Here is a 14,863-nt window from a genome sequence, read left to right on the forward strand (position 1 = left end):
TTCTTTGGAACATATCATCATTTTTCATACTTTCCAATTTTTTTTAATAAATCAAGTAATTCATCCTTCTCATCCTTCGTTAACATTTCAAAAGACTGATGTATAACTTGCTCATGACCTGGAAAAATAGAAGCAATAAAGCTCTCTCCAGACTCCGTTAATTGCGCATAAATAACACGCCTATCATTTGGACATGGAATTCGTTTTACAAGCCCTTTTTTCTCTAGCTTATCTACAACGTATGTAATGCTGCCACTAGCTATTAAAATACGCTCACCGATTTGCTGAAGTGGTTGGCCTCCTTTATGATATAGTAATTCTAATACAGCAAACTCAGTTGGATTTAATCCGTTACTTTGTATGGATTTATTTGTAGTATCCATAACAGAACGATGTACACGGGATAGTGCAATAAATACTTTTAAAGATTGAGAAATGTCTTCTCGCTCATTATTTGATGTCATACCATTTCAACCCTTCACTTAAATTCTCCGCAACAAAAAGAAAAGCAACGTAGCGCTTCATTACAACTGCCGAATGAATATTCACTCATCCCTTTTCCTTTCCCTAATGTAATGCAAATGATTCTTGAATAAAAACATGACAATTTTAACATAGTTTATATATAATGATAATAAAAAAAGAAGGAGTACCAAATTTGAAAGTCAAATTACAAAGCATAGTTTTTTACATACTGCTTGTTATCCTGCCAACGATAGGGATTGGTGCCACATTTTTTTCGTATCACACTTATCAAATGCAACAGGCAAACAAACTATCTGCTCACACTGTTCTCTTCTTATATAGAGACTATTTAGACCATCACCTTGGTGAAGCTATATCTGCCTTAGAAATGCTCGCAAAAGTCGTAGGGACCGAAACTGGAAACATCAATGGGATTAAACAAATTGTACATGATACCGATGGAAATGATGAACGTTTTTCCGGTCTATATTACGCTACAACAGATGGGATGATTACAATCGCATCCCAAGGCGATTCGCCGCCTATTGACGTTTCTGACCGCCAATACATCCAAGATGCATTGCAATCTAAGAAAACAACTGTATCATCAGTTATTACAGATCGTGTTCTTGGGCATCAAGCTATTATGATTGCCTCGCCAATATTTAATAGACAAAAGGAACTCTCAGGCTTATTATTAGCAAGCTTACGCTTTGACTACATTTCATATTCTTTAAATGCTATTAAACCACAATATCATTTCGAAGTGACTGATAAACATGATGTAGTTTTTCTAACCGATGATAATAACGAAACAAGCGATGGGCATTCTAATATGCTTACTACCCCACTCCAAAGATTAAATTGGAAAGTCTCTGTTTCTCCGTTACCTATTCATCAAAAAACTTTATACCAGTGGGTTTCAATAGAGTGTATAGCTACTTTATTTTTACTGTCTATTTTATTTTTACTTGCTCAATATATGTTATTAAAACGTCAAACAAAACTAGAAAGACAACAAAATGAACTACAAAAAATTGAATTGGTTGGAACTTTTGCAGCTAGTACAGCCCATGAAATCCGTAACCCTCTTACTGGAATTAAAGGACTCGTTGCTCTGTTAAAAGAAAAATATAAAGATGAACAGGATCAGTTTTATTTTTCAGTGATTGAACAAGAAATAGAACGTATTAATGAAATTGTAAGCGAATTTCTTATTCTTGGAAAGCCAACTGCTATCATTGAACAAACATATGATGTAAGAACGATTCTTAATGAGGTAGCATTAATTATTCAATCCGAGGCGAATCTACATAACATTGTATTTCATTTACATTTGCCAGACCACCCTGTTCATATACGTTGCTCAAAAGACCATATGAAACAAGTGGTTTTAAACATTACAAAAAATGCAATTGAAGCCATGGCTTCTGGTGATACATTAACCATTGTAGTAACAAACAACGAAACACACGCACAATTGCAAATTATTGATACTGGAAAAGGGATTCCAAAACATATTCAAAAACACCTCTTTCATCCGTTCTTTACTAATAAAGATACTGGAACAGGTCTTGGGCTTGTTATATGTAAACGAATTGTAGAGATGTACAATGGGCATATATTTATTGATAGTAAAGAAAACAAAGGAACGACAGTTCATATAGAGATTCCATTACACATAGTATAATTATCCTTATCCTAAAAGGGTAATTATACTTATTTCATAAAACCAGCCACAAACATTCTCCAAAAATTGCTCGATTTCCCTTCATACCCAATTTGAAAAATAGGAACTTTTATAATTGAAAACCATTTCGGTGTTTGTTTTTCTTTGTAACGCTGATACTGTACGATAAGCTTGTCCAATTCTTGACTAACTTGAATTGTCTCCATACTATTTAATCCACTTGTTAATCCTAAATGAATCATTTCTTCACGTTTCATATGAATATCATGCGAAAGCTTTTCTAATGTGTACTTCCTTTTTACAGTAAACATCCATATCCCCCTTATTTTTCTTCCATACTCTCAACGTCTCTTCTACTTTAGCCCTTTAAACACTTAATCCTATTTGAATTTGAAGAATCAGAAATTTTAACATTTTCCCCCTGTAATTTACAAATCTTTACCCTCACTTTGAGAATTATTACAAATTATTCTATCTTTGTAAATACATTCGCAATAATAGACATTTTTTTCATCTTCTTTTTTAGCAAATACCAAGTAAACTGCGGATTCTCTATTTTCCATATACTTTTCTTCGACATTTTTTGTTTAATTTATATAAAAACGCAAAACATAATGATGATTGATAAAGTGAAACTTTAATCAGTAGGGGTTTTGTTCATCCCCACTGATTATTAGCCCTCACCAATCGGGCGTTTACGGGCAGTGAATCCCCCACCTAACTTCTTTGCTCCAGCCAAATTTTGAGGTGGGAGTCTTACTGCCCGCAAATAGCGGAATAAAATAGAAAGGAAATATTTATATGCGTAAATATACTATTACATTTCTCGTCTTCACCTTGTTCATACCCTTCTTCCTATTTCCTATTCAAGCAAATGCTCATACGAATAAGGTTGCTATTGTCATCGATGATTTCGGCAATAATATGAAAGGCACAGATAAGATGTTATCACTTCCTATTCCACTCACTGTTGCTGTTATGCCATTTCTTCCCTCTACTAAACAAGATGCAATAGCTGCCCATAAAAAAGGGCATGAAGTTATTATACATATGCCAATGGAACCAATTAGAGGAAAAAAAGAGTGGCTTGGACCAAAAGCGATTACAACAGATTTAAGCGATGAAGAAATAAACAACCGACTCGAACAAGCAATTCAAGAAATACCTCATGCAATAGGTATGAACAATCATATGGGATCAAAAGTAACCGCTGATGAAAGGATTGTACGTCTTATACTTTCTGCCTGCAAAAAACACGGTTTATTTTATTTAGATAGTAAAACAAACCCTAATAGTGTTGTCCCAAAAATCGGGAAAGAATTAGGCGTGCCTATTATTGAAAACCAATTATTTTTTGATGATGTATATACGGTAAGTCACATTTCAAAACAAGCACAATTACTTATAAAAAAAATCCAAGACAAACCCATTATGGTAGCTATCGGACACGTTGGAGCTCCAGGTGAAATTACATCACGTGTTATAGAAACTTCTATTCCTAAAATTCGTGAGCATGCAGACTTTATTTTTTTATCTGATTTAGCATTGTCTCCACCTTCTGTTTCAAAATAAGATTCATTTCTCGCACTAAAAAAGGTACCTATCTACACATAGCAGATAGGTACCTTTTCTTTTCAACTTAAATATAATCTACATGACTCACCCTGAATCCCTTTTTCTCTATCTTTTCAATTAATTGCTTTAATTTTTTTTCATTTAACTCATCCGATATATTTACGATAACACGGCGAATATATTGATCACCGTTATCAAGCGTAAACAGTCCACCGATATTATATGCTTTTAATAATGTCCCAAGCTCTTTAATTGTTCCCTTACAATCTTGTGTTGCAATTGTTAATATATAACCACCCGTCCGCATACCGAACGAATCCTCAATAACATCAAATACATTAGAGTGTGTTAAAATGCCGACAAATTCATTATACTCATTTAAAACCGCTAAAAACGGGAGACGACGGATAACGTAAAAAGCTCTAAAAAAAGAATCCTTTTCAAAAATAAACGAATTTGGATTTTCCAGTACATCTTCTGTACTTACATCCTCTAATCTGCTATTACACTTCTTTTCTAAAAGATCTACTTTATAAATAATCCCCGTGAATTCCTTCTCATTTTCTGCTAATACAGGGATTGCGCGGAATCCCGCTTCATTCATAATTTGTAACGCCTTTTCACCAGAATCATTCGTTTTGCAAAATGTCACCTGCTGTTTTGGCAGAAAATGATATTTAACTCGCAAAATATGTTCCTCCTTACATGTCAACATGTAATCTATATATAATAAGGAGACCTATATTTTATGAGTGAAATTTCTTTTTAAAACGCTTTCATTTTTATAGAATGATAATATTTGTGAATACATCCTTATATAACAGAACTTTTTGCCCCTTTTATCATTAAAAGCTTTACGTGATAGTTCATTAAATACTCTATACCTTCCAACCATTTTTTCGCTTCTTCTGGGGTTTTCCCCCACACGATCATTCCGTAATTATGAACAAGGACTACTCCTCCACCTTCAACAAAATTTGGAACATTATTTTCTAATAAATTAGCGAATTTCTTTTCATCTTCTACAATTGGAATTGTCATTTCTGTAATACCATCTTTTCCAAAAACACGTTCCACACTGCGTTTTTCGAATGTTACTTCTCCTTCTTTCCCATATAGCTCTGACATTAAATGACTATCTACAGTTTGCACTTGTAAAATACATTCTGCACTACTTTTTTTATAAATATCCGCATGCATAAATGACTCTGTAGCTGGTTTTTCTTCGTTTTCAAATACTGGCTCACACATGCAATTTACGACAATAAAATCTTCTTCAGAAAATACCCCTTTATCTCTTCCCTCTACATTCACTAAAAATGTTAATGGCTCTTTTGACGTACACAGCGATAAACTAATTTTTGTACCATAAAACCAATCGCGAAGTGCCAATTCTGCTTTCACATCTTTTAATTCGTTCCATTTCTTCAGAAAAAATAACATTTCGTCACCCCCGGCGTAATATTAATATAATGTTCAAATCCTTTCTATGTAAAAGGAATGTTTTTTGATTTTTCTAAAAATTTAATTGAATTATCACACGAGAATACCTTTTTGTCAATACGGTTTCAGCACCTATCGGAAAAATAGGCATATCACATATAAGCACTCCTGTCTATTTCGCACCTGATTTTGTACATATAAAAAATACGTTATTCTTCTTATTAAAGAATAACGTATTTTTCTCATTTATTATTTAATTATTGCGTTATACAAAAATTGTGCGTATTGTTCACGTGTTACGAAATCATCACCTGAAAAATCACCTTTTCCGTCACCTTTTGATATATTATTGTCCGCTAAAGCTTTCACATATCCCTCTGCCCAATGACCCTTTGGTACATCTTTAAAGCTCTCTACACTATTTTCATTTGCCTTTAACTGGAATACTTTTTGTAGTACTACTGACATTTCATATCGAGTTAATACTCCATTTGGACGGAACGTACCATTACCATCGCCCGTCATAATTCCGGCTTGTGTAACTGCCTCAATAGCCCCTTCATACATATTTCCTTTCGTATCTGTGAACTTCGTTTTCTGTTCTACATTTTGCTCCAACTTCAAGTACTTTTGTATTAAAACTGCTACTTGACCACGAGTAATGTTGTCACCAAATCCAAATTGCCCATTTCCATAGCCTATAAATAACTTTTCTTTCGCTAAATAGTTAATTGCTTTCTCTGACCAATGACCCTTTGGCACATCTTTAAATTCAATTACTTCTTCCGCTACTTTTTCATTTACAACATTTTGAATAACAGACCCTGTGAAGAAGATTCCTGTATCCGCAAATGGATCTTTCACACCAAATTCATATACTTTCTCACCTGGTGTACTCCACTTAACTACATCGTTACTATACGTACCACCTTCACTCTTCAAACGAATTTTTGTAGAGATTTTACCATCTTTTTCATATACAGGTACTTTCACTTCTTTATTTACTTCTGTTTCCTCTAAAAATACTTTTTGATTTTGAACATTGATGTAAGCCGTTTTACTTAGTTCTACAACTGGTCGAACATCACGGATTTCATTTGCAACAAAACTTAGAAATACTAACTTTTTCAAATTGCTAACTGGTGTTAAGTCTGAAATGTAATTTGCTTCCAAATCAAGTTTTTGTAAGTTTACTAGACTTGATAATGGAGTAATATCCTTTAACTCATTATTAGGTAAGTTTAAAACTTTCAACTGTGTCATCTTACTTAGAGGAGTAACATCTTTTATTTCATTTTTCCCAATCCATAACTCTTGTAATTGATTCAATTGATCAATTCCTGATAAATCTTTAACTTTATTACGCGTTAATACTAAATCTTTTAACGGTAACGTATACAGCGGTGTAATATCTTCAATTTGATTTCCAGCTAAAGATAAGTATGTTACATTTTTCAACTTACTTAACGGAGCAACGTTTGAAATTTTATTGTTTGCCACATTCAAGTAATCTAATTGTTCCATTTTCGCTAATGGTGCTACATCCTCAATTTGATTTCCTGCTAAATATAAACTTGTTACATTTTTCATTTCCGTTAGTGGTGCAACGTTCGTAATTTTATTATTACTTAAATCAAGAGATTCTAAATTATCCATCTTAACAAGTGGTGTTACATCTACAATTTCATTAGCGCGTAAAGCCAAATGTTTCAATTGCTTTAAGTTCGTAAAGAACGACGGATCTTTTATCTTCGCATTCGCAACTGTTAAAGATTTTAAATTTGGCATATATTTTAATGCACTATAATCAAGAATCTCATTCGTATTTAAAAACAAATCATTTACTTGTAATAACTCTTCTTTCGTAATTGGTGTATTTAAATCTTTTCTATTAAATACTTTTTTATTAACAAGTTCTCTTAACTTTTTATCTGTTATCATGTTTTGACTATCAACCGGAGTATCCGTTTCCGTATTGCCTGAATTAGAGTTATCATCTGGTTTCTCTGTTTCTTTCTCGCCTACAGTTGGATCTTTAATTTCAAATTGAACTTGATATTTGTGATCATATCCAATAGCCGGAATAAGTATATGCATTTGCATATTATGTTTCTTCTCAAATTCACCAATTTCAAATTGAACTACTTTCGTCCCATTTTTTCTCTTATCTTCTGACAAAACTTTCACATCATGAAATACACCCGGCTGGTTTCTATCTTCTATTCTAAGGTATTGAAAATAATCGCTATCTTGTACAGTTACAGTAACAATTTTTTTCCCGTCTTCAATCGCTACTTTAGGATTTTTTATGTATTGAGAAACCATAGATGGCTCGTCTTTTTGATCCTTATAAATTTTAATCTCAGTATCATACGTACGATCACTCGCTGCTGCTACCGACTGATTTGCTTCAATTTTTATTGCTGCTAATGCTGGAGTAGAATACGCAGCAAATGGAATTGCTAATGTTGTTGCTACTACTAGCGCCTTAATATAATTTTTTTTCAAAATAATATCCCCTTGTCTTATATAATTTTTAGTAATTGATAACTTTTATCAATTACCTACAAATAAATGATAATGAATCTCATTATCATTGTCAATAGGAATATTACATTGAAATTATATTTCCAACGATAAAAAATAAAAAAGCCCTTTATTCAAAGGGCTTTTTTACCTATCGTATGAAGGATTTCACTTTTTTCTTTTTCATTAATAACACCGAGTTTTTGCAAAACATTCGCGTACAATAAAAGCTTATTATATACCCGTTCCGACATTCCCGTCCCCTCTTTCCTTCAGCCAACTTTTTTTCTATTGGTAAATTATATGAAGGAAATGAGAAAATGTGTCCACTTTTTGCACGAATGCAAATCTTTTATCTCACTATTCGAGAGCATATCAAAATTTTTGTTAAGTAAGTCCAACTATCCATAAAAGCTTGAGTGGCTAGTCCTTGCTAATAATTAACGAAAGATGAAACCTCCCGCCGCTTACTAGCAAACTGTCCATTGAATATTATGCTTTTTAACTTCTTCTTCAAAACTATATGGCATTTTCTTATCACAAATAACATGTTGAATGCGAGAAAATCCTGATATTCGGTAGTTCCCTTTTACGCCTATCTTTGTATGATCGCATAAAATATACGTTTTCTCCGATAATTTAATCATCGCTTCTGACAGTTTCGCTTTTTCTAATTCAAAGCTGGAAACCCCAAAGCTAGGTAACAATCCATCAATCGAAACGAATGCTTTATGAAAATGGAATTGATGAATTACTTGCTGCGAAATAGACCCCGACACACGTGAATGTTTTGGAGATACTTTCCCGCCTATAAATAAAACTTCACCGTGAAACATCTTTTTATTAATAGAAGATATTAATTGTGTCGCTACTGGAAAAGAGCTCGTAACAATCGTTAAATTTTTACGATGAACAAGATATGGCACCATTTGAAGTGGTGTACTTCCATCATCAATCGCAATAACATCCCCATCTTCCACAAACGTTGCTGCTTTATACCCAATTCTTTTCTTCTCTTCTATATGCAGCATCTCTCGTTCTAACATCGGTGCCTCTATCCCAGCTCCCGGAAGTTGAACGGCTCCACCATACACTTTCTTCAATTTTTTTTCACGATCTAATTCTTCTAAATACCGACGAATCGTCTCTGTTGATACTGCGAACTCTCTCGCTAATTCTGAAACTTTTACTTTCCCTTTAAATTCTACCTTCTCAAGAATTGTCCTCTTTCTCTCTTCACCTACTACAGACATAGCCTCACCCCATTTATATCTACCTCATAAACTGCCTTACTTATACAAAGTTATAATTTTCTTTTTCAGTGAAAATTTCTTCATGAATATAAATACCACGCTTTTCCAATTCATCAAAAATAATTTGTGGATTTTCAAAAGCTTCTTCAGGAGTAATAACACCGACTTTATTAACTACTCCTTTTGCAATTAACTCTGTAGCAACTCCAAATGGGATACCAACATTTCTTGTATAGGCTCTTAATTTCTCCCAACCTACTACAGAACCGTCAGATAGCGGATGTGTATGGTATAATACATGTCGCTGTTTTTGATTATTTTTCATACCTACTACTTCTACATGAAGTGCATAACCATAAAGCTCTGTTGCTTGCCCTTCTTTCGATTGTAATAGATACTTCGAAATACAATCCATAATACCAATTTCTTTACCGTTTATTTCAATTTGATCATTACGCAATATACCATAATCATATAAAGCACGAACGAGCTGCATATTTTGCTCTGGCCAAGTACCTCTCGTTTCTATCAGCCCAACACCTTTATCCTCCAGTGCCTTCGCTAACGTAATCGTTTCTGAGTGCGGGATGATATACTGCATTGTTTTTCCGTAAGGCGCTGGTAATTCAATTTCTCTCGGGCGCGCAAACGGAGGTACTTGCTTAAATTCACCATCTTCATACACTGTACGCGACGGTAAATGTGGATCATATTCATATGTCGTTGTTTCTGTAATTGATGCAGAAAAAGCAATTGGACGATATGAGCCATGACTTACTCTAACTGACTCTACAGTATCTAGCTGATTTGCTGCATGCATAGCCATCATTTGCGTTACACCTGGCGTCATACCAAACCCAGGTAAACATGCTTTTCCGTTTTGAACAAATATAGAATGGGATTTATTTTCTTCACCAAATCCATTCAAGTTCACACCGTGACAGCCGGCATCTGCAATACAGCGAGTAGACAAGCCATTTAACTTTATCGTCGTGCCATCCATTACAATGTCATAGCCCTTCATTTTTGCGACCGTATCCTCATGATTTGTCACATCGACTTTTACAAAATCAACACGAGGATCATTTAACCACTCTACTACTTTTCGGCCTTCCTCTTCATTAAAATCGGCTACCGTAATCGTCTCAAAAGATGAAAATTGAACTAAATCTAAAATTGCTTCACGACAAATTTTACCTGCTCCACCTAAGCAAAATACTTTCACCCTATAACAACCCCTTTAGCAATACTATCAACTAAGCGATTAATATCTTCTTCATGTACATCACCGATATTTCCAATGCGGAACGTATCTACTTTCGAAATTTTACCTGGATAAATAACAAATCCATACTGCTTTAATTCGTTATATAGCTGCTTAAATTCAAATCCTGCTTCTGGATAAATGAAAGATGTAATAATAGGAGATTGATATTTTTCATCTACTAATGACTTAAAACCTATTTCTTTCATTTTGTTCACTAATAGTTTTTGATTGTTAGAATATCGATTGTAACGGGCTCTTACCCCGCCTTCTTCTTCTAATTCAAGCAATGCCTGATAGAAGGCACGTACAATATGGGTTGGTGAGGTAAAGCGCCATTTCCCATTTTGCTCTTCCATCGTTTCCCATTGATCATATAAATCTAATGATAAAGAACGGGCTTGCCCTTTGCATTTCAATAATTCATCACGATTTGCGATGACAAAACCGAATCCGGGAACACCTTGAATACATTTATTCGCACTACTAATTAGAAAGTCAATTTGCAACTCAGCGATATCTATTTCAATACCACCGAAACTACTCATCGCATCAACCAGTGTAACTTTTCCGTATTGTTTTCCTAATTCACATACATCTACAATTGGATTAATAATACCTGTCGTTGTTTCACAATGAACAACTGCTATATGCGTAATCTTTTTATCTTGTTGCAATAACTGTTCTACTTCTGCAATATTAGTAGGCTCCCACTCTTCTGTTTGACTGACCACCACATCTATATGTAACATCTCTGCCATTTGTACAATCCGCTTACCGTACGCACCATTTGTACAAACTAGCAGCTTTCCGTTTCTAGGAATAACAGAACCAATTACTGCTTCAACCGAAAACGTACCGCTTCCCTGCATTAAAACTGTTGTGTACTTTTCTTCTTCCTTTGTCGCTAACGATACAAGCCTATTTCTTACATCTTGCACCATCGTGTTATATTCAACATCCCACGTACACCAATCGTATAGCATAACTTCTTTTACCGTTTTTGTTGTCGTCAATGGTCCTGGCGTTAATAATAAGTAGTGATTTTCATTCATGATCCTATGCCCCTTTTATGAAATAATAAGTTCTTGTTTCTCGATATGTTCAATTACGTTCTCGAGTTCTTGCATCGTTTCAATCGTAAAATGAGCCCCATTTTCAACGAAACGATTACGAACTACTTCCATCTTTTCACGAAGTTCTACCGGATCCATAGTTTCAACTTCCCACTCGCTTAAGCCGAGCTCACTACTACCGAGGATTACACCAACTGTCCACATTCCAGCATTTCTGCCCTCTTTCATATCTGATACGGTGTCTCCAACTTTTATCATATGATTCATTGGATATACACCTAATTCCATCGCATTTTTATAACACATCCACGGATATGGACGACCTGCTGGAACATCATTTGGCGTCACAAGAAAATCAGGTTTATACCCTTGTATTTCTGCTTCTTTTGCAACAATGTCCATCATTTCTCTCGTATAACCAGTTGTTGATCCAATTTTAATACCTCTTTCACGTAGTGAAGAAACCACTTCTTTTACTCCATCAATTGGCGTGGCATAGTACGGTAAATTAGCAAAGAGAATTTCTTCAAATTCTTCATACATCTCATTAATGTCTGCTTCTGTTGGTAATTGTCCGAAAACACGCTTCCACTCATTTGCAATACGAGGCATTTCTGTTAGTGCCCTTACATGATCTATTTTTAATAATCCCATTGGCTTACGTGCTTCTTCTGCTGTAATTTCAACACCGCGTTTATGAAAAATCTTCATGAATACTTCTAATGGTGCAAAACATCCGTAATCAACTGTCGTACCTGCCCAATCAAAAATAACTGCTTCAATTTTCATTCTATCCATCACCCTTCTTACTTATCTTTTTTGCCATTGTGAAGTTCGGTTACGAAGTGCTTTCGTTCCCCATTCATATACAACTCTCACTACAATATTTGTAACAACAATAAGTACACTCATTGCAGCTGCTGGTGCTACATTTCCTGCATCATCCATATTTACAATTGATACAGCAGCTAGTTTAAAATCAGCCGCGTATAAGAACACTACTGCCGATACAGTTACCATTGAATTTACGAAATAGTACATAACCGTTTCTAAAATAGCTGGTAAACACATCGGTACTGTTACTCGAAAGAAAGTTTTATAGAATGGTACACTCATCGACTGTGAAACAAGTTCAAACTCTCGGTCCAGTTTCTTTAAAGCAGTCGTTGCGGTAACAAACGTTACAGAGTAAAAATGAATGATATTTACTAATACTAAAACAGCAATTGTGCCATATAAGGAATGAAACGGATTTGTTACTGAAAGTCCTAGAATTTGAATTGTTGGTTGACTGAAGAAAAAGACATATCCTAATCCAAGTACTAATCCAGGAATCGCTAACGGTACAATAGAGAAAAAGTAACCTACTTTTCTGAAAAAATGTAGCTGTTCTATTTTTTCAATCGCATAAGCGAACACAAATGTTAAAATCGCCCCGATAACTGCCGTAACGGCTGAGACAATTACACTATTTTTAAATGCTTCAAGTCCGTCTCCTGTCAAACTTGAAAAATTAAAATGCTCAAGTGTAAAACTCATATTATACGGCCATACTTTCACACTTGCAGCAATACCAACTGCCACAAATAAAAGAATGATCATAAACGTAACTACGCTACAATATACGAATGAAATAACATCTCTTTTTTTATTATGTATTATTCTGTAAGGCACTGCTTTTGAAGATAAGAGATTCGCCTGTTTTCTTTGCGTAATACGATCAACTGCAAATGCGAAAATAGCTGGGATTAATAAAATCATTCCGACAGTTGCGCCCATGGACATATTTTGCTGTCCAATTACTTGCTTGTATACGTCAGTAGCAAGTACGTTATATTGTCCTCCAACAATTTTCGGTGCCCCAAAATCAGTAAAGCTAAGTGTAAATACAACGAACATCGCACTAATTAATCCGTATTTCACACTAGGTAAAGTAACCGTAAGAAACTGTTTCGCTTTACTTGCACCTAACATATTAGAAGCTTCATATAAACGATAATCAGAACCTTGGAAAGCAATTAATAAAATAAGGAATGCTTGCGGAAATGTATACATAACTTCAGCCATTACAATTCCTACTGGTCCATATAACGGTATTTGTATTCCTTCAAATAAACCAAACATCCCTTTCGTTATTAACCCTTGATTACCAAATAAATATGTAAGCGCAATACCATGCATCATCGTCGGTGCAAATAATGGCAATAATGCTATGTATTGAAATACGCGCTTTCCAAAAATATTCGTACGAGCGATTGCATATGCATAAGCGAAAGCGAGTGTAACTGAAATAATTGTTGTAGCGCCCGAAATCCATACCGTATTTTGTAATGATTGAACTAGCGTTGGTGTTGTGAAATATTTACTGAAATTCGCAACACCAACGAAAGCTCCATCTTTATCATAAAAGGCTTGTGTAAACAGTTGTAATAAAGGCAATACAAGCATGATAAAAAATGAAAGAAGCATACCAATAATTAATAGTCTTTGTATCCACTCTTCTTTACCGATACGTCTCTTAATCTTTTTTTTCGTACTTTCCACCTTAAAGTTTTCTAACATCTCCATCTATACAATGACCTTCTTTCCATATGACAACATATGATTTTCTGAGAAAGAGATTTGAATTGGCTTTCCTTTTCTAATAGCAGTTTCCTCTACTTCTGATGCCAATATATCCACTACAATTTTCTCGTTATAAAGGTGTGTTTTCTCTTCTATGACCCGCACTTCCGTCCGGTATACAGACCCGCGAAATTCCATGCTTTCTACAACTGTTTTAATACCATTATTTTGTACAATAGTTACATGTTCAGGACGAATTGCATGTTCTTCGTTATTTTTCGAAAAGAAATTAATAGAACCAATAAAATCTGCCACAAACGGATTGGCTGGTCTTTGATAAATCTCCTCTGGTGTTCCAATCTGCATAATTTCCGCATGATTCATTACAACAATTTTATCAGCCATCGTTAATGCCTCTTCTTGATCATGCGTTACCATAATAGTTGTTACTCCCACTTTTTCTTGCAAATCACGCATTTCTCTACGCAACTTTTCACGCACTTTTGCATCTAAAGCAGATAACGGCTCATCAAGTAACAAAATATCGGGAGACAGAGCGAGCGCACGTGCAAGTGCTACTCGCTGCTGTTGTCCACCGGACATTTGAGCAGGATATTTATCTTTTACATTCATCAAATCAACAAGTTCTAACGCCGATAGCGCTTTCTCTTTTACTTCTGCTTTTCCATATTTTTTTGTCTTTAAGCCATATGCAATGTTTTCAAGTGCAGTTAAATTCGGAAATAATGCATACGATTGAAAAACCATTCCGAAGTTTCTCTTTCCAGGTGGTAATGCTGTAATATCTTTTCCATTCACAGCAATACTACCTGTTGTTGCCTCTTCTAGTCCTGCTAAAATTCTGAGCAACGTCGTTTTCCCACAACCACTTGGGCCTAATAAACAAACAAACTCATTTTTTTTCACAGTAAAAGAAATATCTTTTAACGCTGTAAATGCATCAAACTGTTTTTGAATGTGTTGAATTGATAAATATTCGCTCATT

The 14,863-nt window shown here is 34.7% G+C and carries 13 protein-coding genes; 2 read left to right on the forward strand and 11 right to left on the reverse strand.

The window, feature by feature from the left end; genetic code table 11:
* Nucleotides 1-17: 17 nt before the first annotated feature.
* Nucleotides 18-464, reverse strand: a complete 447-nt coding sequence (locus JTF23_RS16170; protein WP_000203343.1) for a MarR family winged helix-turn-helix transcriptional regulator — start codon at nucleotides 462-464, stop codon at nucleotides 18-20.
* Nucleotides 465-658: 194 nt separating this feature from the next.
* Here JTF23_RS16170 and JTF23_RS16175 point away from each other — a divergent pair, with 194 nt between their 5' ends.
* Nucleotides 659-2,155, forward strand: coding sequence for an ATP-binding protein (locus tag JTF23_RS16175; RefSeq protein ID WP_204209161.1), 1,497 nt, complete (start codon nucleotides 659-661; stop codon nucleotides 2,153-2,155).
* 29 nt (nucleotides 2,156-2,184) lie between these two features.
* On the opposite strand, the gene JTF23_RS16180 is transcribed toward JTF23_RS16175, so the two are convergent.
* Nucleotides 2,185-2,466 (reverse strand): aspartyl-phosphate phosphatase Spo0E family protein, encoded by a 282-nt coding sequence (locus JTF23_RS16180; protein WP_002149628.1) that lies wholly within the window; start codon nucleotides 2,464-2,466, stop codon nucleotides 2,185-2,187.
* 490 nt (nucleotides 2,467-2,956) lie between these two features.
* On the opposite strand from JTF23_RS16180, the gene JTF23_RS16185 reads away from it, so the two are divergent.
* Entirely contained in the window at nucleotides 2,957-3,727 is a 771-nt protein-coding gene (locus JTF23_RS16185; protein WP_002158732.1) for a divergent polysaccharide deacetylase family protein, read from the forward strand.
* A 67-nt stretch (nucleotides 3,728-3,794) separates the two neighbouring features.
* On the opposite strand, the gene cbpA is transcribed toward JTF23_RS16185, so the two are convergent.
* From cbpA to JTF23_RS16230, 9 genes are all read right to left on the reverse strand, one after another.
* Complete coding sequence (gene cbpA / locus JTF23_RS16190) at nucleotides 3,795-4,418, reverse strand: cyclic di-AMP binding protein CbpA (RefSeq protein ID WP_204209162.1); 624 nt, start codon at nucleotides 4,416-4,418, stop codon at nucleotides 3,795-3,797.
* Between the two features lie 125 nt (nucleotides 4,419-4,543).
* Entirely contained in the window at nucleotides 4,544-5,173 is a 630-nt protein-coding gene (locus JTF23_RS16195) for a class II aldolase/adducin family protein (protein WP_016104255.1), read from the reverse strand.
* A gap of 249 nt (nucleotides 5,174-5,422) precedes the next feature.
* A complete protein-coding gene (locus tag JTF23_RS16200; protein WP_204209163.1) occupies nucleotides 5,423-7,681 on the reverse strand; it encodes an NEAT domain-containing leucine-rich repeat protein in 2,259 nt (752 codons plus the stop codon).
* Between the two features lie 488 nt (nucleotides 7,682-8,169).
* The gene (locus JTF23_RS16205; RefSeq protein ID WP_002201247.1) at nucleotides 8,170-8,952 is read right to left on the reverse strand and encodes a DeoR/GlpR family DNA-binding transcription regulator; all 783 of its coding nucleotides are present in this window, start codon (nucleotides 8,950-8,952) and stop codon (nucleotides 8,170-8,172) included.
* A 40-nt stretch (nucleotides 8,953-8,992) separates the two neighbouring features.
* The gene (locus JTF23_RS16210) at nucleotides 8,993-10,177 is read right to left on the reverse strand and encodes a saccharopine dehydrogenase family protein (protein ID WP_204209164.1); all 1,185 of its coding nucleotides are present in this window, start codon (nucleotides 10,175-10,177) and stop codon (nucleotides 8,993-8,995) included.
* Nucleotides 10,174-11,271 carry a 2-aminoethylphosphonate--pyruvate transaminase gene (gene phnW, locus JTF23_RS16215; RefSeq protein ID WP_204209165.1) on the reverse strand — a complete coding sequence of 366 codons (1,098 nt, stop codon included), beginning with the start codon at nucleotides 11,269-11,271 and terminating at the stop codon, nucleotides 10,174-10,176. Before phnW ends, JTF23_RS16210 begins: the two co-directional genes overlap by 4 nt.
* A 15-nt stretch (nucleotides 11,272-11,286) precedes the next feature.
* Nucleotides 11,287-12,081: a phosphonoacetaldehyde hydrolase gene (phnX, locus tag JTF23_RS16220; RefSeq protein WP_204209166.1), complete on the reverse strand. Its 795-nt coding sequence runs from the start codon at nucleotides 12,079-12,081 to the stop codon at nucleotides 11,287-11,289.
* Between the two features lie 21 nt (nucleotides 12,082-12,102).
* Nucleotides 12,103-13,860: a putative 2-aminoethylphosphonate ABC transporter permease subunit gene (locus tag JTF23_RS16225; RefSeq protein WP_204209167.1), complete on the reverse strand. Its 1,758-nt coding sequence runs from the start codon at nucleotides 13,858-13,860 to the stop codon at nucleotides 12,103-12,105.
* Complete coding sequence (locus tag JTF23_RS16230) at nucleotides 13,861-14,862, reverse strand: putative 2-aminoethylphosphonate ABC transporter ATP-binding protein (protein ID WP_199715341.1); 1,002 nt, start codon at nucleotides 14,860-14,862, stop codon at nucleotides 13,861-13,863.
* Nucleotide 14,863: the final 1 nt, after the last annotated feature.

It is taken from the genome of Bacillus sp. RIT 809 (assembly GCF_016892495.1).
In the GTDB taxonomy this organism is placed as follows: domain Bacteria; phylum Bacillota; class Bacilli; order Bacillales; family Bacillaceae_G; genus Bacillus_A; species Bacillus_A cereus_U.

Coding starts and splice junctions, on each gene's coding strand:
- JTF23_RS16170 (WP_000203343.1), bottom strand. CDS start 464: ATGACATCAAATAATGAGCGAGAAGACATTTCTCAATCTTTAAAAGTA.
- JTF23_RS16180 (WP_002149628.1), bottom strand. CDS start 2,466: ATGTTTACTGTAAAAAGGAAGTACACATTAGAAAAGCTTTCGCATGAT.
- JTF23_RS16185 (WP_002158732.1), top strand. CDS start 2,957: ATGCGTAAATATACTATTACATTTCTCGTCTTCACCTTGTTCATACCC.
- JTF23_RS16195 (WP_016104255.1), bottom strand. CDS start 5,173: ATGTTATTTTTTCTGAAGAAATGGAACGAATTAAAAGATGTGAAAGCA.
- JTF23_RS16205 (WP_002201247.1), bottom strand. CDS start 8,952: ATGTCTGTAGTAGGTGAAGAGAGAAAGAGGACAATTCTTGAGAAGGTA.
- phnW (WP_204209165.1), bottom strand. CDS start 11,271: ATGAATGAAAATCACTACTTATTATTAACGCCAGGACCATTGACGACA.
- phnX (WP_204209166.1), bottom strand. CDS start 12,081: ATGAAAATTGAAGCAGTTATTTTTGATTGGGCAGGTACGACAGTTGAT.
- JTF23_RS16225 (WP_204209167.1), bottom strand. CDS start 13,860: ATGGAGATGTTAGAAAACTTTAAGGTGGAAAGTACGAAAAAAAAGATT.
- JTF23_RS16230 (WP_199715341.1), bottom strand. CDS start 14,862: ATGAGCGAATATTTATCAATTCAACACATTCAAAAACAGTTTGATGCA.